Raw genomic sequence first — 22,563 nt, forward strand, 5'->3', positions numbered from 1 at the left:
GTACCCAGGCAGTCGGCTTGCGTACCCAGACGGTCGACTCGCCGTCCGACCCTCCAGGTACGCAAGCCGGCTGTCCAGGTACGCGAACCGACCCTCCAGGTACCCGCGTCACGCCTCGGGGAGGTCGCGGAGGAGGCCGCGGAGGGCTTCCGGCTCCAGCAGGTCGGCCGGGCGGATCGTGCGGTTCGCGCGGACGTAGTGGAACGCCGCGCGGACCCGCTCCACCGGGACGTCCTTCAGCGCCGCCCACGCCATCCGGTAGGCCGCCAGCTGGACCGACAGCGCCGGGATGCGGGACTCCGGGGGGACCGAGCCGGTCTTCCAGTCGACCACCGTCCAGCCGCCGTCCGGGTCGGCGAAGACCGCGTCCATGCGGCCGCGCAGGGTGATGCCCTCGACGTCGGCCGAGAACGTCACCTCCACCGCCACCGGGACCCGCGTCGCCCACTCGCTCTTCTCGAACTCCGTCTGGAGTTCCTCGAAGTCCGCGTCCGGGGCCTCGCCGAAGTCGGCCGCGCCCGGGAGGTCGTCGATCTCGATCAGCTGGTCGCCCGCGAAGCGGCGTTCCAGCCAGCCGTGGAACTCCGTGCCGCGGCGGGCGAAGCTGTTGGGCTCCACCGGGAGCGGACGGCGCAGGTCCGCCGCCAGCCGGGCGGCGTCGTCGGCCAGCGCGACCAGCTGGCTCACCGAAAGCCGCGACGGCAGCGGCACCCGGTGCACGTGGTCGTCCTTGCGCGCCCATTCCTCCAGCAGGACGTCGGTGTCGGTCAGCCAGCCGTCCGGATCGTCGTCCTCCTCGGGTGGTTCGGACGACGCCAGCGCCTCGGACACCAGCTCCACGCCGGTCTGCACGCCGGTGCGGCGGTCGCCCAGCGGGTCGACCGGCCAGCGCGCCGCCCGCGAGTCCGACACCAGCGGGTTTTCGTCGTCCTCCGTCGGTTCCGGCGCCCACTCGGCGAGCTGCCCGACACCGGTTTCCCGCAGCACATCGGCGATCTCGGTGAGGAACTCCGACGGCCCCTTCGCCCGGCTGCTGCTTTCGTTCCACCAGTGCCCGGAGACGACCAGCGCGTGCTCCGACCGCGTCAGAGCGACGTAGCAGAGCCGTCGTTCCTCGGCCTGCTCCCGCTCGACGAACCCGGCCTCGTGCAGTTCCAGTCCTTCTTGGACTTCCTTGCGGTCGTAGCCCTCGGCGATGTTCAGCGGCGGCAGGTCCTCGGCGTCCCCGCGCAACGCGGCGGGCAGCGACGTCGCCGTCCGCAGCCACGACGACGACCGCCGCCGGCCCGGGAAGACGTCCTGCACCAGGTGCGGCACCGCGACGACCTCCCATTCGAGGCCCTTCGCCGAGTGCACGGTCAGCACCTGCACGCGGTCCGGGACGACCTCGACCTCGCCCGGGGTCAGCCCGTCCTCGGCGTGCGCGGCGGTGTTCAGGTAGTCCACAAAGGACAGCAGGGTCGCCGTCGGTGCCGTCTCGGCGTAGTCGGTGACGACTTCGGCGAACGCGTCCAGGTGCGCCCGGCCCGCCGAACCCGGCCGCGCCAGCGATTCGACGTCCAGCAGCATGGTGCGTTCGACGTCGGCAACCAGCTCCGGCAGCGACTGGTCGAGCCGCCGCCGCAGCGCGGCCAGCTCCCAGCCGATCCGCCGGATCCGCTGGTACCCCTCTTCGGAGTACCGCTCCGGGGCACCCGGCTCGTCGATGGCGTCGATCAGCCCGGCCTGCTCGACGCGCTCGGCGACGAGCTCCGGCGCGTCCGGCTTCTCCGGGCTGGACAGCTCGCCGGCCCGCCGCCACAGCGCGGCGACGTCGGCCGCCGAGAGCCGCCAGCGGGCGCCGGTCAGCAGCCGGGCCGCCGCGCTCCCGGACAGCGGGTCGGCGAGCACCTTCAGCGTCGACACGAGGTCCGCGACTTCGGGTTCGTCCAGCAGCCCGCCGAGCCCGACGACCTCGACCGGCAGCCCGCGCGCCCGCAGTTCGGCGGCGATCGGGGCCATGTCGGCGCGGCGCCGCACGAGCACCGCGGCGGTCGGCGGCTTGCCGGCCTGCTCCTGGTGGGCGTACCAGCGCCGGGCGAGGGCGTCGGCGACCCACGCGCGTTCGGCGCGGATGTCCGGCAGCAGCGCGCAGGCGATGTCCGCGGGCCCGGCGCCTTCGCGCGCCCGCAGCCGTTCGACGCCGAGACCGCGGGCGCGCAGCGGTTCGGCGATCGCGTTCGCGAGGTCGAGGATCTCCGGCGGGTTGCGGAAACTGGTCAGCAGCCCGAATTCGTGCGCGGGGACGAGCCGTTCGCCGTCGGAGCGCGGGAAGTCCGTGGTGAACCGGGGCAGGTTCGCCGCGCTGGCCCCGCGCCAGCCGTAGATGGCCTGCGCGGGGTCCCCGACGGCGGTGACCGGCATCGGCGGGTTTTCGACGCCGCCGAACAGCGCGCGCAGCAGCACGCGCTGGGCGTGGCCGGTGTCCTGGTACTCGTCGAGGAGGACGGCGCCGTAGCGTTCCCGCTCGCCGCGCACGACCGACGGGTACCCGCCGGCCAGCTGGGCGGCCAGCGACATCTGGTCGGCGAAGTCGAGTGCGCCTTCGTTGCGCTTGCGGCGGTGGTAGTCGTCGACCAGCGGCAGCAGCGCGAGCCGGAAGTGCTGCGCGGCCATGATTTCGGTGAGTTTCTGCGGCAGCGCGGCCCGCTGTCCCTTGGCGCGTGGCGCGTTCTCGATGACGCGGCACAGCCAGGTCGTGTACTCGGCGAGCTGCTCGGTCGAGATGAGGTGCTCGCCCAGCTCGCCGGCCAGGGCGAGCAGGTCGGCGGTGACGGTCGGCGGGACGCGGTCGGTGTCGAGCTCGTTGTCCCAAGTGGACACGACGCGGTGCGCGATCTGCCACGACGAGGTCTCGGAGAGGAGTCGCACGCCGGGCTGCACCGGCAGGCGCAGGCCGTGTTCGGACAGCAGCCGCCCGGCGTAGGCGTGGTAGGTGAGGACGGTGGGTTCGCCGGCGACCACGGTGGCCCGCAGGCCGCCGGTCGGGTCGAGGCGGTCGAGCAGGCCGGAGCCGGCGAGGCGGCGGAGCCGGGCGCGGACGCGTTCGCCGAGCTGGCGCGCGGCTTTGCGGGTGAAGGTGAGGCCGAGGACGCGGTCGGGGCTGACGATCCCGTTGGCGACGAGCCAGACGACCCGCGCGGCCATGGTTTCGGTCTTCCCGGCCCCGGCCCCGGCGACGACGAGCGAGGGTTCGACGGGCGCGGCGATGACGGTGGCCTGCTCGGGTGTCGGCCGGTGCAGCCCGAGCGCATCGGCGAGTTCGGCGGGCTCGACGGGGTTGGCGATGAGGAGCGGGCTCACGCGCGCACCTCGGAATGCCCCGGCCCGCCGGCCGGCTCACACGCGACGGCTGAACTCACCAGGTAGTTCATCACTCCCCGGCCCGGCAACCAGTTCCGCCACGCCGCTGAACTCACCGGATAGTCCATTGCTCCCCAGCCCGGCAGGCCCTCCCGCCACGCCCCTGAACTCACCAGATGGTTCATTGCTCCCCAGCCCGGCAGCCGCTCCCGCCACGCCCCTGAACTCACCGGATAGTTCATCGCTCCCCAGCCCGGCAGCCGCTCCCGCCACGCCCCTGAACTCACCAGATAGTCCATCGCTCCCCGGCCGGACCACTTCTCCCCGCCACCGAGCGAACTCACCGGATGGTTCACGGCCCCGGCACCTGCCGCCCCTCGGGCCGGAGCGGGCAGCAGCCCCGCGCCGGGCAGCGGTCGCAGTCCACGTTCTCCTGCGCCTGGTAATCCGGCCCCGCCGCCGAGGCCGCCGCCTTCTGCACCAGCTCGAGCCACTGCTTGCCGGCCACCTCGTCCATCGGCGGCTGGGACCGTTCCGTCGACCCCGTCTTGTTGTTCGCCTTCGCCACGTACACCAGCCGCGCGCCGCCGGCCTCCGTGCGGCCCTCGATCGCCCCCAGCAGCACCGCCAGCTGGTAAGCCGCCAGCTGCGGGTGCGCCTCGGCCTCCGCCCCCGACACCGGGACCTTGCCCGTCTTGATGTCCACGATCACCGGCCGTCCCTCGGAGTCCAGCTCCACCCGGTCGACCCGCCCGCGCAGCAGCACCCGGACCTCGTCCGAACCCCCGGCGGGCAGCTCGACCTCGATGTCCTGCTCGACCCCGGCTTCCTTCAGCTCCGCCCGGCTGCGCTCCAGCCACGTCGTGAAGTTCCGCAGCATCTGCTCGACCCGCCGCCGCTCCCGCCGCGAGAACCACGGCGCCCCGGCGTCGACGCGCACCCAGGCCTCGTCCAGCGCCCGCTGCAGCTCCGCGTCCGTGCTCCCCGAAGCGACCGCCTGGGCGAGCCCGTGCACCAGCGTCCCGGTCACCGCCGCCAGCTGGGCCGGGTCGCTGCCGCCGTGGCGCTCGATCATCCAGCGCAGCGGGCACTTCGTCAGGATTTCCACTGTGGACGGTGAGATCCGGATCAGGTCGCCCGGCGGGTGCACCGGCTCGTCGCTGGAGGCCGGCAGCAGGCCGTACCACGTCGACGGGTGCGCGCCGGGCACCTTCGCGTCGGCCAGCCGGGCCAGCTGCTTCGCCGCCCGGCGCCGCCGCGCGGGGTCGGCCTTGTCGTCGCAGACCACCTCGCGCAGCTCGCCGACCAGCTCGGCGAGCACCAGCGACCGGCCCGGCGGCTTCATCCGCGAGTCGAGCCCGCCGTCGTCGGCGCCGTTCTCCTCCAGGTCGTCGAGGAACCGGGACGGCTGCTCGTCCTCCCCCGACACCGCCGTGACCAGCAGCGTCTGCTTCGCCCGGCTCATCGCGAGGTAGAACAGGCGCCGCTCCTCGGCGAGGATCGGCGCGGTCTGGGAGACGGCGTCGTCGTCGACCCCGGCCATCAGGTCCTTGAGCCGTTCGACGCCCAGCACCGAACCGCGCAGCCGCAGGTCCGGCCACGCGCCTTCCTGGACGCCGGCGACCGCGACGACCGTCCACTCGCGACCCGCGGCGGCGTGCGCGGTGAGCAGCGAGACGCCGTCGGACGGGACCGCCGCCGGTGCGAGGGTGTCGCCCGCAATGCGTTGCGCGCCAAGGTAATCGGCGAAGGAGGCGACGCTCGCCCGCGGCAGCCGGTCGACGTACCGGCCCGCGGCGTCGAACAGCGCGACGACGGCGTCGAGGTCGCGGTCGGCCTGCGCGCCCAGCGACCCGCCGCGCTCGACCTGTTTCAGCAGCTTGTCCTGGAGCCCGCTTTCCCGCCACAGCTGCCACAGCACCTGCTCGACGCCCTCGCCGCGCGCGACGGCCTGGTGCGTGGTGCGCAGCAGCCCGCCGACCCGCCGCACCGGCTCGGCCTCGGCGTCGGCCAGCCCGGCCAGGATGTCGCCGCCGCGCAACGCCTCCACCAGCAGCTCGTCGCTCGGCCGCTCGCCGCCGCCCGCCAGCTCCAGCCGGCGCAGGCCGCGCCGCAACCGCCGCAGCGCCAACGGGTCCGCGCCGCCGAGCGACGACGACAGCAGCATCTCCGCGAGATCGACGTCCAGCAGTTCCGGCGACGGCGCGAGCTTCAGCACGGCCAGCAGCGGCCGCACCGCGGGCTGCTTGGCCAGCGGCAGCTCCTCGGTCGCCGACCCGATCGGGACGCCGGCGGCGCGCAAAGCTCGTTGCAGGACGAGGAAAGTCCGGGCCGGAGACCGGACGAGCACGGCGATCTCCGACCACGGCACGCCGTCGACGAGGTGGGCGCGGCGGAGCTGGTCGGCGATCCAGCTCGCCTCGGCGGCCGGGGTCGGCATCACGCGGACGCGGACGTTGCCGCCGGTGGCCCCCTTGGGCGGCACGATCTTGCGGTGCGGTGACGCGCCCGGCAGCGTCGCGCCGATCTTGGCCACCGCGAGCCGCACCGCCGGGGCCAGCCGGTGGGCCGTGGTGAGCGTGACGGTCCGGCTGCCGTCCGGATCGGCGTCGGCGAACAGCCGCGCGTCGGCGCCGCGGAAGGAGAACACGTTCTGGTCGGGGTCGCCGGCCACCACGAACTCGGCCGCGGTGTGCCCGATCACCCGGACCAGGCTGGTCTGCAGCGGGTCGAGGTGGTGGGCGTCGTCGACGAACAGGTGCCGGACGCGGGTGCGCTCGCGTTCGCGCAGCTCGGCGGCGTCCTCCAGGGCGAGCAGCGCGGAGGTGACCAGCTCGGCGGCGTCCAGCGCGGGCGCGCTCGCCACGCCGAGCGCGTTGCCGCCCGCGCCCTGCAGCTGCGTGACTTCTTCGTACTGCGCCCAGAACTGCCCGGCGGCGATCCACTCCTCGCGCCCGCGGCGGCGGCCCAGTTCGGCGAGGTCACCGGGGCCGAGACCGCGCTCGGCCGCGCGCATCAGCAGGTCACGCAGCTCTTCGGCGAAGCCGGGGACCATCAGCGCGGGCCGCAGCTGCTCGGGCCAGTACTCGGCACCTTCGTCGAGGTCACCGGCCAGGAGCTCGCGGACGACGACGTCCTGCTCGGCCCCGGCCAGCAGCCGCGGCGGCGGCAGCTCCTCGGCCATCGCCTCCAGCCGCAGCAGCGAGTAGGCGTAGGAGTGCACGGTGCGGACCAGGGGTTCGCGGACGGTCCGGGGCAGCGGCCGCGCCAGGTCGGGGTCGGCGGTGAGCCGGCGGGTGATGTCGGCGCGCAGCGCGTCGGCGGACTTGCGGGAGGTGGTGAGCACGAGCACGCTCTCCGGGTCGGCGCCCTCGGCGATCCGGCGGGTGGCGGCCGAGGCCAGCAGCGCCGTCTTGCCGGTGCCGGGACCGCCGAGCACGCGGAGGAACCCGCCGGGTGCGGAGAGCACGCGCCGCGCGCCTTCGTCCCAGGTGAACGCGGGTGTGGCGGTGTTCGGCGTGCGCACCAGCCGCGCGTCCGCCTGCGCCGTTCGCCTCCCGTTCACCCCGCGATGGAACCACGCCGGGTCCCCCGGGTGGCGCACCGGCACGGCTTAGCGGGGGTCCGTTCGGTGAAGGCGCCCAGCGGTGCGGCGGACGGCTGCGAAAACTGTCGGTGGTGTCGGGCACAGTAGGGGCCATGGACGACGTTCTGCACGAGCGCGTGCGGGAGATCATCGAGTCGGTGCCGGCCGGCACGGTGGCGACGTACGGCGACATCGCGACCCTCGCGGGGGCGCCGTCGCCGCGGCTGGTCGGCGCGATCCTGGCGGAGGACGGGCACGACCTGCCGTGGCACCGGATCCTGCGCGCGAACGGCACCCCGGCGCCACACCTGGTCCACGACCAGCTGGAGCGCCTGCGAGCGGAGGGCGTCCTGGCCGACGGCCAGCGCGTCGACCTGCGGAAGTACCGGTGGAAACCGGACGGAAAGGAGGAAACCCAGCCGGAAGGACTGTTCTGAACCGCGTTCGTTAGGTTAGCCTCGCCTAATGACGACTCAGCTGGAGCGCCCCGCCCTGACGTACCACCGGGCTCGGGTGACCGCCGTCCGGCCGGTCACGCCGCACCTGGTGCGCGTGACGTTCACCGCGGAGAGCTTCCGCGACGTGCCGCCGGGTGCGCCCGACCAGTACGTCAAGGTGTTCTTCCCGCTGCCGGGGCAGGCGGCGCCGGTGCTGCCGGAGGCCGCCGCCGACGTGATGTCCTGGTACCGGACGTACCTGGCGATGCCGGACGCCGTCCGGCCGCCGATGCGGACGTACACGGTCCGGGCCCACCGCCCGGAGGTGGCGGAGCTCGACGTCGAGTTCGTCCTGCACGGCGATTCGGGGCCGGCCTCGGCGTGGGCGGCGCGGGTGCGGCCGGGCGACCGGGTGGTGTTCACCGGGCCGTACGGGCTGTACTCGCTGCCCGAGGAGTGCGGCTGGCAGTTGCTGGTGGGCGACGAGACGGCGCTGCCGGCGATCGGCGCGATCATCGAGCAGCTCCCGCAGGGCGCGCGGGCTTCGGTGTATGTCGAGCTGGGCGACCGCGCGGAGCGGCAGGTGTTCGAGACGCGCGGAGCGGTGGAGATCCACTGGGTGGTCCGCGGCGCGCGGCCGTTGGGCGAGGCGTTGCTGGAGGCGGTGCGCGCGGCGACGTTCCCGGGTGGGACGCCGTACGCGTGGGTGTCGGGAGAGGCGGGCGTGGTGAAGGCGGTGCGACGCCACCTGGTGCGGGAACGCGAGATCGCCAAGCGGCTGATCTGCTTCACCGGCTACTGGCGGCTCGGGATGAGTGAGGAGGCGGCCGGGCGCGAGGCGGTCCGGGCGGCGGAGGCGGGCGAAGTGCCTGCCGACGACTGAGTCTTGACGCGCTTCGGAGCAGTAGCTTCGGCGGAACTGCCCGCTGCCTGGCTCTTTCGAAGCTCTGTAGTCAGGAGCTTCACCAAGCCACCGAGCCACCGGCAGCGCAGGCGGCGGCCTAACCCTTCCCAGCTCGTGAGCAGCAGCTTCACCCCCAGCTACCGGCAGTCCATGCGGCGGAAGGGCCAGCGGCCTAGCCCTTCCCCAGCTCCGTGACCAGCAGCTTCACCAGGGCGCCCAGGCGCTGGCGGTGGGGCTGCAGTGTCCCGATGCCCGCGGCCTCCAGGGGCGCCGCCGTCACCGGGCCGACGCACGCGCACACCAGCGGGCCGCGCAGCGCCGCCAGCAGCTCGTCGTAGTGGCCGGATGCGTGGGCCAGCGTCAGGAAGTTCGCCGCCGCCGGGGCGCTCGTGAAGGCCAGTGCGTCCAGCCGGCCGGCCACGGCCGCGCCGATCAGGTCGTGGACCGGCGTCACGTCCGGCGGCGAGTGCCAGCGGTACGGCTGCAGCTCGACCAGCGAGGCGCCCGCCCGCACCAACGAGTCCGTGAGCTCCGGCAGCCTCGTTCCGTGCAGCTGGACGGCCACCCGCTCGCCCTCGAGCCCGGCCGCGGCCAGCTCCCCGAACAGTTCCGCGTTGGACTCCGAGGCAGCCGAAAAGGACTCGCGCAGGCCGGCGCCGCGGACTGCGCCGACCGCCTTCGGGCCTCGCGCGTAGATCCGGGACTCGCCCATCGCCGCCACGAGCCGGTCGCGCAGGCCCCAGCCTTCGGCCGCGCCGAGCCAGCCGCGGAAGCCCGCACCCGTCGTGACCACCGTGTACCCGACCGGCGCCGCCAGCACTGCTTCGGTGCCCGCGCGCAGCTCGGGGTCGGCGTCCAGGGGCACGATGGTGATCGTCGGCGCGTGGCGGACCTCGGCGCCGTAGCGTTCGAGGGCGGCGATGAACTCGCCGGCTCGCCGCTCGGCCGTGACCCCGATGGCGATGCCGCTCAGCTCACCCATAGAACGCGCCCATCTCCTCGATCGCTTCCGCCAGCTCCGCCCGCAGGTCCGCCGGTTGGAGGACCTCCAGGTGCGGCCCGAAGCGCAGCAGCTCGCCGATGGCCGGTTCGCCCGGCTCCACCGGCAGCTCCACGGTGAGCCAGCCGTCCGCGTCGGGCTCGTTCGGGCACTCGCGCAACGCGCGGGCGCCGACAGAACCTGCGTAGAACGGTACGAGAGCCTGCGCCCGCGGCGAAAGGCGCACCACCGCGACGCGCGGGTACATCCGGCGTTCGAACTGCTCGGACCACTCCTGCCAGTAGCGCGCGAGGTCGAAGCCGTCCGGCCGCTCGAACACCTCGCCGAGGTCGGTCAGCTCCAGCACGCGCGAGATCCGGTAGGTGCGGTCGGTGCCGTCGCAGCGGCCGGCGAGGTACCAGTTGCCCGCCTTGAGGATCAGCCCCAGCGGCTCGACGTCCCGTTCGACGATTCGCTGCCCCCAGCGTTCGTAGCGGATCCGGATCCGGTGCGACGACCAGACGGCGTCGGCGATCGCCGACAGCGCCGGCAGGCTTTCGATGCCGCGGTGCCAGCCGGGGACGTCCAGGTAGAACCGCTCGGCGACGCGCCCGGCGCGGTCGCGCAGCTCGGCGGGCAGCGCCGCGTACAGCTTGAGCTGCGCCGCCGCCAGCACCGTGCCCAGCCCCAGCTCGGCGGCCGCCACCGGGAGCCCGGCCAGCGACAGCGACTGGGCCTCTTCCTCGGTCATCCCGGTGAGCCGGGTGCGGTAGCCGTCGACGAGCCGGTAGCCGCCGGTCCGGCCGCGGTCGGCGTACACCGGGACGCCGGACGCGGAGAGCGCGTCGATGTCCCGGTAGACCGTCCGCACCGAGACCTCGAGCTCTTCGGCCAGCTCCTCGGCCGTCATCCGGCCGCGGTTCTGCAACAGCAGGAGGACGGACAGGAGGCGGCTGGCGCGCATTCACCCATCTTCGCAGAAATACCTGACACAAGCTGACAGGTATCCCCGGCAGGGTGGCACCCATGAACCGATTCTCGACGAAGAACTGGGAAGAAAAGATCGTCAGCGGCGCCGAAGGCGGCCCGCGGGTGGCCTACGCGCACGTCACGTTCGCGTATGAAGGCGTCATCGAGGGCGAGTCGATCTGCGACCTTCTGCTGTACTACGCGGGCGAAGGCTATGACAGCGGGCAGACGACGTCGCCGAGCTTCGAGCGCATCGAGGGCAAGGTCGACGGTCGCGAAGGGACGTTCATCGTGCGCCACGAGTACACGTTCGACGCCAAGGGCTTCGCCTCGACCTTCGAGGTCGTCCCCGGTTCGGCCACCGGCGGGCTGGCCGGCCTGACCGGCGGCGGGACCGCCGGCGGCGCGACCGGCGAGGACAAGGTGGGCTACACGTTCGAGTACGCGTTCTAGGAGTCGCAAGTGGACCGTCGCCAGGTACTCGCCTACCGCGTCGCCGAGCACGGGCTGCACCGCTCGGCGAAGGACGTCGCCGACCTCGCGGTCGTCCGGGCCGGGCTGCAGGACAGCATGCGCGACACCGCGCTGCTCGCCCTGGTGGCCCGGCTCGACGGCCCGGTGTCCCTGGAGGACGAGCGGCTGGTCCTGGCCTGGACGCTGCGGGGCGCGCCGCACCACCACCTGCGCACCGACCTGCCGGAGGCGCTCCGCGCGCTGATCCCGCTGGACGACGCGGACGCGCTGGCCCGGATGCTGTGGCAGCGCAAGGAACTGGCGGCAACGGGCCTGGCGGCGACGGAGGTGGTGTTCACCGCGGCGGCGGCGCTGCGCGAGGTCGTGACGGCGCCGATGACGAAGGGCGCGGTGTCGACGGCGGTCACCCAGCGCCTGCCGCCGTCGTTCGCGCGGTGGTGCCGGGGTTGCAACGCGACGCACATCCACGAGCAGCTGATGCGCATCGCGTCCCCGCTCGGCGGCGTCCGCCTGGTGACGGGAGCATCCCCGGCAACGCTGGCCCCGCTGGAGGGCCGGGGGCGGCTGCGGAAAACCCCGGACCCGGCCGCGGCGACGGCGCTGGTCGAGCGGTACCTGCGCCTCAACGGCCCGGCCTCCCCGGGCGACGCGGCGGAGTTCGCGGGCACGGCCCGCGCGGTGGTCGACCGGACGTGGCCGGCGGACCTGGTTCCGGTGGACGTCGAGGGGAAGACCCGGTACCTGCCCGCGGACCGGCTGCCGGCCTTGGAGAACCCACCGGAGCCGGACGTGGTGCGGCTGCTGCCCCCGCTGGACCCGTTCATCCAGGCACGAGACAAGACGCTGTTGGTCCCGGACCCGTTGCGGCGCAAGGAGGTCTGGAAGATGCTGGGGAACCCGGGGGTGCTGCTGGCGGACGGCGACATCGCGGGAACGTGGCGCACGAAGGGCAGCGGGTCGAAGCTGACGGTGACCCTGACGGCATTCGACCCGCTGCGCCCGGCGGTTCGTGAAGAGGCAGAAGCGGAGGCGGCGCGTGTGGCGGCGGCCCGGGGGTTCGAGAAACTCGCGGTGACCTGGGCCGGCTGAGCCTCGCCCGCGGGGACGCCCCCCCGTTTTCCACTCTACCGGCAGGCACCGACAGTTTCGGTCGGCTCCCGGCGCCCCGATGTGTTTCCCGCAAAAGCGACTCCCACATCGGGGCGCCTCCCGCCGCCCTCACACGCTGTGGGCGTCGATGTCGCCGTACGCCGTGGTCGCCTGGATCCTCAGCCCTGCCGTTCCCTCGTTCTTCAGCGCGTTCCGGATCCGGCCGTACGTCGTCCCCGCGTCCAGGGACGCCGAGACGCCCGCCGCCGCGCCGACCTCGATGTTCCCGGCCTGGGTGCTCAAGACCAGGTCGCCGCTCGCCGCCTCGGCGATGCGGATGTCGCCCTTGCCCGTGGTGATCTCCGCCGGGCCCGTCAGGCGGCCGATCGACACGTCGCCCGCGTGGGCCGTCAGGCGCAGGCTCGCGGCCTCGTCGAAGGCCACCTCGCCGTGGGCACCGGAGACCGTGACGTCGCCGAGGCGACCGACGCCCCTCAGCGAGACGCTGGCGGCCTTGGCCTCCACCGAAGAACCGGCAGGCAGCGAAACCGTCACGTCGACCGCCCCGGACGGACCGAAGTACTGGTTCCGGGCTTCGAGCGAAACGCGCAGGACGCCGTCGTCGAAGGTCACGGAGGCTTCCGAGGCGGCCTTCACGTCGCGGCTCTTCGCCGGGTCGGCCGGCAGGACCTCCACGACGGTGTCCTCACGAAGAGAAGCGGCGAACCGGACGCGGCCGGCGGGGATCGAAAGGACGGTGGTGATCGGGGCGGTGGTGGTGAACTCGTGCATCGGATTCTCCTTGACGAAGCGAAGTGGCTGATGAGAACCACTTTCGCCGGACCCGCTGACACCGGAGGGCCACCGCACTGACACGGCCCCTGACACGCCCGTCAGACGTCGACGGCCAGCCGGTACCCCCGCTTCACCACCGTCTGGACCACCTTCCCGCCGCCCAGTGACGTCCGCAGCCGTCCGATCGCCGTCTCCACCGCGTGCTCCTCGCCCCCTCCCGGCAGCGCCGAGATCAGCTCGCGCCGCGACACCACCCGCCCCGGTGACGCCGCCAGCGCCCGCAACAACGCCATCGGCGCCGGGGCCACTTCGCACCACTCGCCGTCCACGATCGCCGCCTGGCCGCGGAGCTCGATCGAACGTCCGCCCGCGCGCAACCGCGGGGAGCGGGCCACCAGGGTCTCGGCCACCGTCCTGGCCAGCGCTCCGATCCGCGCTCGGTGCGGCTGGACCGTCGGCACCCCCAAGGCCGCCAACGGGCCGGCCGTGATGGGGCCGACGCACGCGGCCACGCACCGGCCGGACAGCGCCGTGACGAGCCCCGGCAGCCGGCCCGTGCGCCGGGCCAGTGCGATGAGCGACGCCGCCGCCGGCGCGCTGGTGAACGGCAGTGCGTGGATCGACCCGTCCAGGACGCCGTCCAAGAGCCGGTCCACCGGGCCCGGGTCGGCCGGCCCGACCCAGCGGTACACCGGGATCTCGATCACCTCGGCGCCGGCCGCGCGCAGCGTGTCCACGAAGTACGGCAGCGGCTCGCCGTGCAGCTGGACCGCGATCCGCAGCCCGTCGACCCCCGACGAGAGCAGGTGCTGCAGCAGCTCCGCGTTGCTCTCGGACGCCGGTGAGTACGACTCCGACAGCCCGGCCGCCCGCAGCGCGCCGGTCACCTTCGGCCCCCGCGCCAGCAGCGTCGCCGACGACAGCCGGTCGAGCAGGGTGTCCCCCAGCCCCCAGCCCTCGGCCGCCTCGAGCCAGCCGCGGAAGCCGATGCCGGTGGTCGCGACGACCGCGTCCACCGGCGAGGCCAGCAACGCGGTGGTCGCCGCGTGCAGCTCGGTGTCGTCCGTCAGCGGCACGATCCGGATCGCCGGGCCGTAGCGGACGCTCGCCCCCTTGCGCACCAGCAGCGCGCCGAGCTCGTCAGCCCGGCGCGCCGCGGTGATGCCGATCACGAAACCGGCCAGCGGGAGCACATCGCTCACGGGCTCTCCACTTCGACGACGCCTTCCCGCACACGCACCTCGTAGACCGGCACCGAGACGTCCGCGGCGTCCAGACACCGGCCGGTTTCGAGGACGAACCGCTCCTTGTAGACCGGCGAAGCGACCACCGGCACGCCGTCCGCGTCCCCCACGATGCCGCGCGAGAGCACCGCCGCGCCGCTGCACGGGTCCCAGTTGGACAGGGCGAAGAACCGGTCGCCGGGCAGCCGGAAGATCGCCACCTGGACACCGCCGTCGAGCAGCGCCGCTACCCCGGCGTTCTCCGGCACGGCGCCGGCCGCGCAGATCGCCGTCCAAGTTCGTTCCATCGACGTCGTCATCGGCGCACCTCCGGAACTCCCAGCATGACGGGGACTTTCTGCTGCCGCTCCTCGCGGAACGAGATCGCCGGGTCCGGCGTGCCAGGAGCGTTGACGAACGAGGTGAAGCGGGCCAGCTTCTCCGGGTCCTCCAGCACGCCCTTCCACTCGTCGGCGTAGTTGTCGACGTGCTTGGCCATCGCCGCGTCGAGGTCCTCGCAGATGCCGAGGGAGTCGTCGACGATCACCGCGCGCAGGTGGCCGAGGCCGCCTTCCATCTCCTCGATCCACGGCGCGGTCCGCTGTAGCCGGTCGGCCGTGCGCACGTAGAACATCAGGAACCGATCGATCGTCCGGATCAGCGTCTCGGTGTCCACATCGGACACGAGCAGCTCGGCATGCCGCGGGGTGGTGCCGCCGTTGCCGCCGACGTAGAGGTTCCAGCCGTTCTCCGTGGCGATGATGCCGAAGTCCTTGCTGCGCGCCTCCGCGCACTCCCGGGCGCACCCCGACACCGCGGACTTGAGCTTATGCGGCGAGCGCAGGCCGCGGTAGCGCAGTTCCAGCTCGATCGCCAGGCCGACGCTGTCCTGCACGCCGTAGCGGCACCACGTCGACCCGACGCACGACTTCACCGTACGCAGCGCCTTGCCGTAGGCGTGCCCGGACTCGAACCCCGCGTCGACGAGCCGCCGCCAGATCAGCGGCAGCTGGTCCACCGTCGCGCCGAACAGGTCGATCCGCTGGCCGCCGGTGATCTTGGTGTACAGCCCGAAGTCGCGGGCCACCTCGCCGATGACGATCAGCTTGTCCGGTGTGATCTCCCCGCCGGGGATCCGCGGGACGACCGAGTACGTGCCGTTGCGCTGCAGGTTGGCCAGGTACCGGTCGTTGGTGTCCTGCAGGGTCATCTGCTCGCCGCCGAGCACGTGCCCGTTGCCGAGGGTCGCCAGGATGGACGCCACCGCCGGCTTGCAGACTGCGCAGCCGGTGCCCGTGCCGTACCGGGCGATCAGCTCGCTGAACGTGCCGATCCGGGTGGCCTTGACGATCTCGAACAGCTCCGCGCGCGACTGCGGGAAGTGCTCGCAGACGGCCTTGGACTGCTCGACCCCGGCCGCGCTGAGCAGCCTGCCCAGCAGTGGGACGCACGACCCGCAGGCCGTGCCCGCCCGGGTGCAGGCCTTCAGCTTGGGGACGGTGTCGCAGCCGTCCTCGTGGATGGCCTGGGTGATCGTGCCCTTGGAGACGGCGTTGCACGAGCAGATCTGCGCCGCGTCCGGCAGCGCGTCGACGCCGACCGCGGCACCGCCGCCCGCCGGGGCGAGGATCGCGCCCGGCTCGGCCGGCAGCGGACGGCCGACCAGCGCGCGCAGCGTGTTGTACTCGGTCGCGTCGCCGACGAGCACCCCACCCAGCAGGGTCTTGCCGTCGTCGGTGACCACGAGCTTCTTGTACGTTCCGGCGACCGCGTCGTTGACGGCGACTTCCAAGGCGCCCTCGGTCGTCGCGTGGGCGTCGCCGAAGGAAGCGACGTCGACACCCATCAGCTTCAGCTTCGTGGACGTGTCCGGCTCCGGGAACGTCCCGGACCCGCCGGTGAGCTGGGCGGCGACGATCTCCGCCATCGCGTACCCCGGGGCCACGATGCCGTACACGCGCCCCTCGACCGCGGCGCACTCGCCGATCGCGTAGATCGCCGGGTCGCCGGTGCGGCAGGACGCGTCGGTGAGGACGCCGCCGCGCGGGCCGAGGTCCAAACCGGACTGGCGGGCGAGGTCGTCGCGCGGCCGGACACCGGCGGAGAACACGACCAGGTCGACGTCGAGCTCGGTGCCGTTGCCCAGCTTGGCCAGCAGCCGGGAGCCGTCGGCTTCGATGGCGTTGGTGGACGTTCCCGTGTGGACGGTGACGTCCAGGTTCGTGATGAGCCGCCGCAGCAGCGAGCCGCCGCCCTCGTCGACCTGCAGCGGCATCAGCCGCGGCGCCATCTCGACGACGTGCGGGGACAAACCCATGTCCCGCAACGCCTTCGCGGCCTCCAGGCCGAGCAGGCCACCGCCGATGACGACGGCCGACCGGCGGCCGCGGCCCGGCTTCTCGATCGCCGCCGCGCGGATGGCGTCGAGGTCCTCGATGGTCCGGTAGACGAAGCAGCCGTCCAGGTCGTGCCCGGGCACCGGCGGCACGAACGGCTTCGAGCCGGTGGCCAGCACCAGGGCGTCGTAGGCGACGACGTCCCCGGAGGCCGTGGTGACCGTCTTCGCGGACCGGTCCAGCGATACCGCCAGTTCACCGAGCCGGAGGTCGACGTGCGGGTCGCCCGCGTAGTCCGATCCGGGCAGCGCCAGCGAAGCCGGGTCCCAGGTGTCCACGTAGGACGTGAGCGCCACCCGGTCGTACGCCGGGCGCGGCTCCTCGGACAGGACGACGATGTGCCAGGTTCCTCGGGGGTCTTCCGCGCGCACCGCCTCCACGAGCCGATGGGCGACCATGCCGTGTCCGGCGACGACCAGGGTGGGCATCTCAGACCTCCGCTCCGGCGAGCGCCAGACCGCGCTCACTCGTGGGCTGTTCGGCGGGCTTCCGCAGGTAGACCGCCCAGGTGACGGCGAAGCAGAGCCCGTAGAAGACCAGGAACCCGATGAAGGCGGGCACGCCGCTCTTCGTGTCGGCGAACGACTGCCGGAAGGCGAGGTTGATGAACAGGCCGCCCTCGGCACCGATCGCGCCGGCCAGGCCGATCAGCGCACCGGACAGCCGCCGCGCCTTGAGCAGCTCGGCCGCCTCCTCGGCGCCGTTGGCGATAGCGACCTTCGCCTTGGCGCGGAAGATCGCCGGGATCATCTTGTACGTCGAGCCGTTGCCGATGCCGGTGAGCACGAACAGCACGATGAAGGCGATCGTGAACAGCGTCAGGGACTTCGACGTCGAGGCCAGGATCAGCACGACCGTGGCCAGCGCCATCCCGATGAAGGTGGCGAAGGTGACCTTGCCGCCGCCGATCCGGTCGGACAGCCAGCCCCCGGCCGGCCGGGAGATCGAGCCGAGCAGCGGGCCGAGGAACGTCACGGCGGCCGCCTGCAGCGGCGTGCGGCCGAACTGGTTCTGCAGCACCAGGCCGAACGCGAAGCTGTAGCCGATGAACGAGCCGAACGTGCCGACGTAGAGGAACGACATCACCCAGGTGTGCGGGTCCTTGACGACCTCGCGCATCGCCTTGGTGTCGCCCTTCACGGTGGCGAGGTTGTCCATGAAGAAGTACGCGCACACCGCGGCGAGCACGATCAGCGGGATGTAGACGTAGAGCACGATCCGCGGTGCGGTCGCGCCCGCCGTGCCGATCACCAGCAGCCCGACGAGCTGGATCGCCGCGACGCCGAGGTTGCCGCCGCCGGCGTTGAGGCCCAGCGCCCAGCCCTTGTGCTTCTCCGGGTAGAAGGTGTTGATGTTCGTCATCGAGGAGGCGAAGTTGCCGCCGCCCACCCCGCCGAGGGCGGCGACGAGCAGGAAGGTGCCGAGCGACGTGCCGGGGTGCAGCACGATCGCGGCCAGCGTGGTCGGGATCAGCAGCAGCACCGCCGAGACGACCGTCCAGTTGCGGCCGCCGAACTTCGCCACGGCGAAGGTGTACGGCAGCCGCATCAGGCCGCCGACCAGCGTCGGCGTCGAGACCAGCAGGAACTTGTCGGCGGCGGAGAAGCCGTAGTCCTTGCCCATGAACAGGACGATGACCGACCAGAGGGTCCAGATGGAGAAGCCGATGTGCTCGGCGAAGACCGAGAACCAGAGGTTGCGGCGGGCGATCTTCTTGCCCGTGGATTCCCAGAACTGCTCGTTCTCCGGTTCCCAGTGTTCGATCCAGTGCTTCCCTTGGTGGGCCATGGCGTGCTCCTCAGTGCGGCGGTTCGTGGTGGTCAGTGGGGATCGGTCACTGCGCGGCGAGCCAGTTCGCGATGCCGCCGACGGTGTCCGTGCACCCGCCGCACCCCGTCGTGGCTCGCGTGGCCCGCGCCAGTGCGGGGGTGTCGGTGGCCCCGGCCTTCCAGGCTTCGACCAGCCGGCTCTTGGTGACGTTGTTGCAGCGGCAGATCACCGCCGCGGCGGGCAGGTCGGCGGGACTGGCCGCGGGGGTGCTGCCACTGGGCAGCGCGCGGCCGAGCAGGACGGCGAGCCGGTCGTCCGGCAGCGGCGTCCCGCGGTCGTGGAACTGGGTGATCGTGGCCGCCGCGTCGGGCAGGCCGAGCAGGATCGCCCCGGCGACGCGGTTCTCGCGGACGACGAGCTTGCCGTACCGGCCACCGGTGGGGTCGTTGAAGGTGAGCACCTCGGCGCCGGTGTCGGATGCTTCGAGCTGGGTCTCGCCGAGGGCGGCGAGATCGATGCCGCGGGCCTTGAGCCGGGTGACGGCCGTGGTGCCGCGGTAGCGGGCCGCCGCGTTCGTCCCGGTCAGGACGTCGGCGAGGACTGCGGCCTGCTCCCAGGCGGGCTGGATCAGGCCGGCGGGGGCGCCCGGGTGGCGGGCGCAGTCGCCGAGGGCGTGGATGCGGCCGTCGCTGGTGCGCAGCGTGTCGTCGACCAGGACGCCCCGGTCGACGTCGAGGCCGGCGTCGGCGGCCAGGCGCGTCTCGGCGCGGACACCGGCGGCGACCACGACCAGGTCGGCCGGGACCAGGCTGCCGTCGTCGAGCTTGAGGCCGTCGCCGAGCAGGTAGCGGGCGGCGGTGGCGCCGAACCGGAACGTCACGCCCATCTCGGTGAGCTGCCGGGCCAGCACGTGCCCCGCCCCCGCGTCGAGCTGGCGTTCCATGACGTGCCGCAGCGGGTGCACGACGGTCACCTGGTTGCCGCGCCCGGCCAGCCCGCGGGCGGCTTCGAGACCGAGCAGGCCGCCACCGAGGACGGCGACCGGCGCGCCGAAGCGGGCGGCGTCGAGGATCTTGGCGCAGTCGTCGAGGCTGCGGAAGGCGACCACACCCGGTCCGGCTTCGAGGCCTTCGACCGGCGGGATCCACGGGTTCGCGCCGGTGGCGAGAACCAGGGCGTCGTAGGCCACGGAGGATCCGTCGGCCAGCTCGACGCAGCGCTTCTCGCGGTGGATGCGCTCGACGTCGACGCCGAGCCGCAGATCGATGTTGTGGCGCTGGGCCCACTCGTCGTCGTGCAGTCGGACGCTCTCGGCGCTCATGCCGCCGGCGACGACGGCGGACAGCAGGACCCGGTTGTAGGCAGCGTGCTTTTCGGCGCCGAGCACGGTGAGCCGGACCCGCTCGGCGATCGGGTCGCGACGGCGGATTTCGTCGGCCAGCCGGGCACCGGCCATGCCGTAGCCGACGATGACGACTTCACGCGGGGTCATGCGGCACCATCCACAGTAGACAGAGCAACGGCACACACCTTGAACTCCGGCATCCGGGAGACCGGGTCGAGCGCCGGGTTGGTGAACAGGTTGGCCCGCTGCTCACCCGGGAAGTGGAACGGCAGGAAGACGAGGTCGGGCTTGAGGCTCTGGACGAACCGGACCTTGGCGGTCATCTCCCCGCGCCGCGACCGGATCCGCGCGGGGTCGCCCTCTTCGAGCCCGGCACGCTTGGCGGTGTCCGGGTGAACCTCGACGAACGCCTCCGGGACGACCTCGTTGAGCTCTTCGATCAGGCGCGTCTGCGCGCCCGACTGGTAGTGCTGGAGCACGCGGCCGGTGGTGGCCTGCAATGGGAACTCCTCGTCCGGCAGCTCGGCCGGGCCGGTGTGCTCGACCGGCACGAACCGCGCGCGGCCGTCCGGGTGCGCGAAGGTGCCGAGGAACATCCGCGGTGTGCCGGGGTGGTCGTCCGCGGGGACCGGCCAGTGCAGGGCCTCGCCGTCGCGCAGCCGGTCGTAGCTGACGCCGGAGTAGTCGGCGATCCCGCCCTTGGACGCGATCCGCAGCTCTTCGAACACGGTTTCGGCGTCGGCCGGGAAGCGATCTTCGGGCTGTCCCAGGCGCTGCGCGAGCCCGTGGAGGACGTCGAGGTCGGAACGGACGCCCGGTGGCGGCGTCAAGGCTCTGCGGCGCAGCAAGATCCGGCCTTCGAGGTTGGTGAGCGTGCCGTCCTCCTCGGCCCATTGGGTGACCGGCAGGACGACGTCGGCGAGCGCGGCGGTCTCCGACAGCACGAAGTCGGCGACCACGAGGAAGTCGAGGGACGCCAGCCGGTCCTGGACGCGCTGCGAGCGCGGGGCCGAGACGACGACGTTGCTGCCGAACACCATCAGCGCCTTCGGGCCGTGCTCCTGGCCGAGCGCTTCGAGCAGTTCGGTGGCGGAACGGCCGGGCCCGGGCAGGCTGTCCGCGTCGACACCCCAGACGCCGGCGACGTACTCGCGCGCGGCCGGGTCGTCGAGCTTGCGGTAGCCGGGCAGCTGGTCGGCCTTCTGGCCGTGCTCGCGCCCGCCTTGGCCGTTGCCCTGGCCGGTGAGGCAGCCGTAGCCGGAGCCCGGCCGGCCGGGCAGGCCGAGGCTCAGCGCGAGGTTGATCCAGGCGCCGACGGTCGCGGTGCCGGTGGCGTGCTGCTCGGTGCCGCGGGCGGTGAGGACGTAGGCGTTGCGGGCGGCGGCGAGCTTTTCGGCGGCGAGGCGCATGTCGGCGGCCGAGACGCCGGTGACACGCTCGGCCCGTTCCGGCCACCAGCTCGCCACGATCCGCCACGTCTCGGCGAACCCGCTGGTTCGGTCGTCCACATAGGACTGATCGAGGTGGCCGCCTTCGCCGACGGCGTGCAGGATGCCCAGCGCCAGCGCCAGATCCGTACCGGGCGCGGGCGCGAGGTGCAGGCTCGCCAGCTCGGCGGTCGGCGTCCGCCGCGGGTCGACGACGATCAGGTCGCTGCCGCGCAGGTGCTGGGTGAACGGCGGCATGGTCTCGGCCGGGTTCGCCCCGGCGAGCAGCACGACATCGGCGTTCTTGAGATCGGTGACGGGGAACGGCATCCCGCGGTCGGCACCGAAAGCCTTGATCCCCGCGGCGGCGGCCGAGGACATGCACCACCGGCCGTTATAGTCGATCTGCGAGGTGCCGAGCGCGACCCGGGCGAACTTGCCGAGCAGGTAGGCCTTTTCGTTGGTCAGCCCACCGCCGCCGAAGACCGCGACCCCGTCGGGGCCGTGGGTTTCCCGCGTCTCACGCAGTTTCCGGGCGACGAAGTCGAGCGCGAAGTCCCAGCCGACCGGCTCGAGCACGCCGTTCACGCGCAGCATCGGGGTGGTCAGCCGCTTCGGGCTGGTGAGGAGGGAGCCGGAGGTCCAGCCCTTCTGGCACAGGCCGCCGGCGTTGACCGGGAAGTCCCGCGGGGACACGTGAGTGCCCTCGAGGCGCATCCCGCACTGCAGCGCGCAGTACGGGCAGTGGGTGTCGACCTGCGGCATTCGGGCACCTCCTCGGCGGTTCGGGCTTGCCCTGACGCTAAGGAGGCCGTGTTAACCGGATTCGACCGAATGTTTCAGGCAGTTGACATTGCGTCGGTGTTTCCGGCGCCCGTCCGGTGAGATCCGTGTCCAACTGTCGGGAGTGGGGAGGTCAGTGGAGCCTCCTCGAGGTGACACGGGGACTTGGGACGTGGGTCACAAGACGCCGGACACCTCGCGCGCCGCCGCGCGCAGGCCGTCCAGTGATGCCTGGGTCGACCTCGGGTTCAGCGCGTTCGACGCCAACCGGAACAGCACCGCGCGCAACAGCAGCTGCGGCCACTCCGGCAAGTGCGCCCAGCGTTCGAGCAAGTCCCGTCCCGCCCCACCCCAGGCCAGCGCGTCCACCGCGACGATCGCCGCGCCGTACTCACCCGGCCGGTAATACGGCACGAAGTCGACCAAACCCGGGCCGGCTTCTCCGTCGAACAGCAACCCCGCCAGCAACTCGCCGTGCGCCACCTGCGATGGCAGGCGGATCGGGCGGCGGGCTCCCGCGAGGACCTCGAACCAGCGGCCGCCCTTGGTCTCCTCCAGGGGAACCTCGAGTTCCTCCCAGGCCACGCGGTCGGCGATCGCGTCCACGTCCGTGCGCGCGTCCAGGAACTCCGGCCGGGGCAGGCCGATCGTGGCTCGGTGCAGTTTCACCGCCGCCAGCACCGACGCGTCTCCGCGGTGCTCGGGCGTTCCCGGGACGAACCGCGAAGCCGTCCAGCCTCCGACGATCCAGCGGCCGTCCGTCGACCGGACCGGCCTGCCGACCCGCAGCCCCGGCTCGCGGACGTAGTCGAGGGCGTGCGCGGTCCACAGGGTCCGGACCTTGTCGGTCACCGGCTTGAGCACCAGGCCGCCGCAGCGCCACGCCGTCGAATCCGGCAGGCGTTCGCCGTCGTCGGCGGGGCCGCCGAAGGCCGCGCAGACGTGCGCCGGGGGACGTTCGAGGGTTGACCGCACGGCCGTGACGTTACCCGGCCGGGTGTTCCACGAATGAGAAGACGCGCTGCTCACGCATGGTTTCCCGGC

17 protein-coding genes are annotated in these 22,563 nt (G+C 72.9%); 4 read left to right on the top strand and 13 right to left on the bottom strand.

Going from position 1 to position 22,563, the window contains the following annotated elements; genetic code table 11:
- Positions 1 to 108: 108 nt before the first annotated feature.
- From HUT10_RS21700 to HUT10_RS21710, 3 genes are read right to left on the bottom strand one after another with little or no spacing between them, the layout of a single operon-like run.
- Positions 109 to 3,342: an ATP-dependent DNA helicase gene (locus tag HUT10_RS21700; protein WP_176172907.1), complete on the bottom strand. Its 3,234-nt coding sequence runs from the start codon at positions 3,340 to 3,342 to the stop codon at positions 109 to 111.
- Entirely contained in the window at positions 3,339 to 3,698 is a 360-nt protein-coding gene (locus HUT10_RS21705) for a hypothetical protein (RefSeq protein ID WP_176172908.1), read from the bottom strand. The genes HUT10_RS21700 and HUT10_RS21705 overlap by 4 nt, the downstream gene beginning before the upstream one ends.
- Entirely contained in the window at positions 3,695 to 6,868 is a 3,174-nt protein-coding gene (locus HUT10_RS21710; RefSeq protein ID WP_176177935.1) for an ATP-dependent DNA helicase, read from the bottom strand. The genes HUT10_RS21705 and HUT10_RS21710 overlap by 4 nt, the downstream gene beginning before the upstream one ends.
- A 173-nt stretch (positions 6,869 to 7,041) precedes the next feature.
- Here HUT10_RS21710 and HUT10_RS21715 point away from each other — a divergent pair, with 173 nt between their 5' ends.
- Complete coding sequence (locus HUT10_RS21715) at positions 7,042 to 7,365, top strand: MGMT family protein (protein WP_176172909.1); 324 nt, start codon at positions 7,042 to 7,044, stop codon at positions 7,363 to 7,365.
- Between the two features lie 28 nt (positions 7,366 to 7,393).
- On the top strand, positions 7,394 to 8,248 hold the full coding sequence (locus HUT10_RS21720; RefSeq protein WP_176172910.1) for a siderophore-interacting protein: 855 nt from the start codon (positions 7,394 to 7,396) through the stop codon (positions 8,246 to 8,248).
- 193 nt (positions 8,249 to 8,441) lie between these two features.
- On the opposite strand, the gene HUT10_RS21725 is transcribed toward HUT10_RS21720, so the two are convergent.
- Both HUT10_RS21725 and HUT10_RS21730 read right to left on the bottom strand, forming a co-directional pair.
- Entirely contained in the window at positions 8,442 to 9,251 is an 810-nt protein-coding gene (locus tag HUT10_RS21725) for a uroporphyrinogen-III synthase (protein ID WP_176172911.1), read from the bottom strand.
- Complete coding sequence (locus HUT10_RS21730) at positions 9,244 to 10,212, bottom strand: YafY family protein (protein ID WP_176172912.1); 969 nt, start codon at positions 10,210 to 10,212, stop codon at positions 9,244 to 9,246. Before HUT10_RS21730 ends, HUT10_RS21725 begins: the two co-directional genes overlap by 8 nt.
- A gap of 62 nt (positions 10,213 to 10,274) precedes the next feature.
- Here HUT10_RS21730 and HUT10_RS21735 point away from each other — a divergent pair, with 62 nt between their 5' ends.
- Positions 10,275 to 10,670, top strand: a complete 396-nt coding sequence (locus tag HUT10_RS21735) for a DUF3224 domain-containing protein (RefSeq protein ID WP_176172913.1) — start codon at positions 10,275 to 10,277, stop codon at positions 10,668 to 10,670.
- A 9-nt stretch (positions 10,671 to 10,679) separates the two neighbouring features.
- On the top strand, positions 10,680 to 11,780 hold the full coding sequence (locus tag HUT10_RS21740) for a crosslink repair DNA glycosylase YcaQ family protein (protein WP_176172914.1): 1,101 nt from the start codon (positions 10,680 to 10,682) through the stop codon (positions 11,778 to 11,780).
- Positions 11,781 to 11,909: 129 nt separating this feature from the next.
- Here the strand turns inward: HUT10_RS21740 and HUT10_RS21745 are convergent, their stop codons facing one another.
- The 8 genes from HUT10_RS21745 to HUT10_RS21780 all read right to left on the bottom strand — a co-directional run bounded on the left by HUT10_RS21745 (position 11,910) and on the right by HUT10_RS21780 (position 22,494).
- Complete coding sequence (locus HUT10_RS21745; RefSeq protein WP_176172915.1) at positions 11,910 to 12,572, bottom strand: DUF4097 family beta strand repeat-containing protein; 663 nt, start codon at positions 12,570 to 12,572, stop codon at positions 11,910 to 11,912.
- A 101-nt stretch (positions 12,573 to 12,673) separates the two neighbouring features.
- Entirely contained in the window at positions 12,674 to 13,777 is a 1,104-nt protein-coding gene (locus HUT10_RS21750; protein WP_176172916.1) for a uroporphyrinogen-III synthase, read from the bottom strand.
- The gene (gene nirD / locus HUT10_RS21755; protein WP_176172917.1) at positions 13,774 to 14,118 is read right to left on the bottom strand and encodes a nitrite reductase small subunit NirD; all 345 of its coding nucleotides are present in this window, start codon (positions 14,116 to 14,118) and stop codon (positions 13,774 to 13,776) included. The genes HUT10_RS21750 and nirD overlap by 4 nt, the downstream gene beginning before the upstream one ends.
- The gene (nirB, locus tag HUT10_RS21760; RefSeq protein ID WP_176172918.1) at positions 14,115 to 16,622 is read right to left on the bottom strand and encodes a nitrite reductase large subunit NirB; all 2,508 of its coding nucleotides are present in this window, start codon (positions 16,620 to 16,622) and stop codon (positions 14,115 to 14,117) included. Before nirB ends, nirD begins: the two co-directional genes overlap by 4 nt.
- 1 nt (position 16,623) lies before the next feature.
- Positions 16,624 to 17,982 (bottom strand): NarK/NasA family nitrate transporter, encoded by a 1,359-nt coding sequence (locus tag HUT10_RS21765; protein ID WP_176172919.1) that lies wholly within the window; start codon positions 17,980 to 17,982, stop codon positions 16,624 to 16,626.
- Positions 17,983 to 18,028: 46 nt separating this feature from the next.
- A complete protein-coding gene (locus HUT10_RS21770; RefSeq protein WP_176172920.1) occupies positions 18,029 to 19,456 on the bottom strand; it encodes an FAD-dependent oxidoreductase in 1,428 nt (475 codons plus the stop codon).
- Complete coding sequence (locus HUT10_RS21775; RefSeq protein ID WP_176172921.1) at positions 19,453 to 21,501, bottom strand: molybdopterin oxidoreductase family protein; 2,049 nt, start codon at positions 21,499 to 21,501, stop codon at positions 19,453 to 19,455. The genes HUT10_RS21770 and HUT10_RS21775 overlap by 4 nt, the downstream gene beginning before the upstream one ends.
- A 195-nt stretch (positions 21,502 to 21,696) precedes the next feature.
- Complete coding sequence (locus HUT10_RS21780) at positions 21,697 to 22,494, bottom strand: TIGR02569 family protein (protein WP_176172922.1); 798 nt, start codon at positions 22,492 to 22,494, stop codon at positions 21,697 to 21,699.
- Positions 22,495 to 22,563 lie beyond the last annotated feature (69 nt).

This window comes from Amycolatopsis sp. Hca4, from assembly GCF_013364075.1.
GTDB lineage: Bacteria > Actinomycetota > Actinomycetes > Mycobacteriales > Pseudonocardiaceae > Amycolatopsis.

Bases quoted from the DNA above. Each gene is read 5' to 3' on its own strand.
- HUT10_RS21715 (WP_176172909.1), top strand. From the start codon at position 7,042: ATGGACGACGTTCTGCACGAGCGCGTGCGGGAGATCATCGAGTCGGTG.
- HUT10_RS21720 (WP_176172910.1), top strand. From the start codon at position 7,394: ATGACGACTCAGCTGGAGCGCCCCGCCCTGACGTACCACCGGGCTCGG.
- HUT10_RS21725 (WP_176172911.1), bottom strand. From the start codon at position 9,251: ATGGGTGAGCTGAGCGGCATCGCCATCGGGGTCACGGCCGAGCGGCGA.
- HUT10_RS21730 (WP_176172912.1), bottom strand. From the start codon at position 10,212: ATGCGCGCCAGCCGCCTCCTGTCCGTCCTCCTGCTGTTGCAGAACCGC.
- HUT10_RS21735 (WP_176172913.1), top strand. From the start codon at position 10,275: ATGAACCGATTCTCGACGAAGAACTGGGAAGAAAAGATCGTCAGCGGC.
- HUT10_RS21745 (WP_176172915.1), bottom strand. From the start codon at position 12,572: ATGCACGAGTTCACCACCACCGCCCCGATCACCACCGTCCTTTCGATC.
- nirD (WP_176172917.1), bottom strand. From the start codon at position 14,118: ATGACGACGTCGATGGAACGAACTTGGACGGCGATCTGCGCGGCCGGC.
- nirB (WP_176172918.1), bottom strand. From the start codon at position 16,622: ATGCCCACCCTGGTCGTCGCCGGACACGGCATGGTCGCCCATCGGCTC.
- HUT10_RS21765 (WP_176172919.1), bottom strand. From the start codon at position 17,982: ATGGCCCACCAAGGGAAGCACTGGATCGAACACTGGGAACCGGAGAAC.
- HUT10_RS21770 (WP_176172920.1), bottom strand. From the start codon at position 19,456: ATGACCCCGCGTGAAGTCGTCATCGTCGGCTACGGCATGGCCGGTGCC.
- HUT10_RS21775 (WP_176172921.1), bottom strand. From the start codon at position 21,501: ATGCCGCAGGTCGACACCCACTGCCCGTACTGCGCGCTGCAGTGCGGG.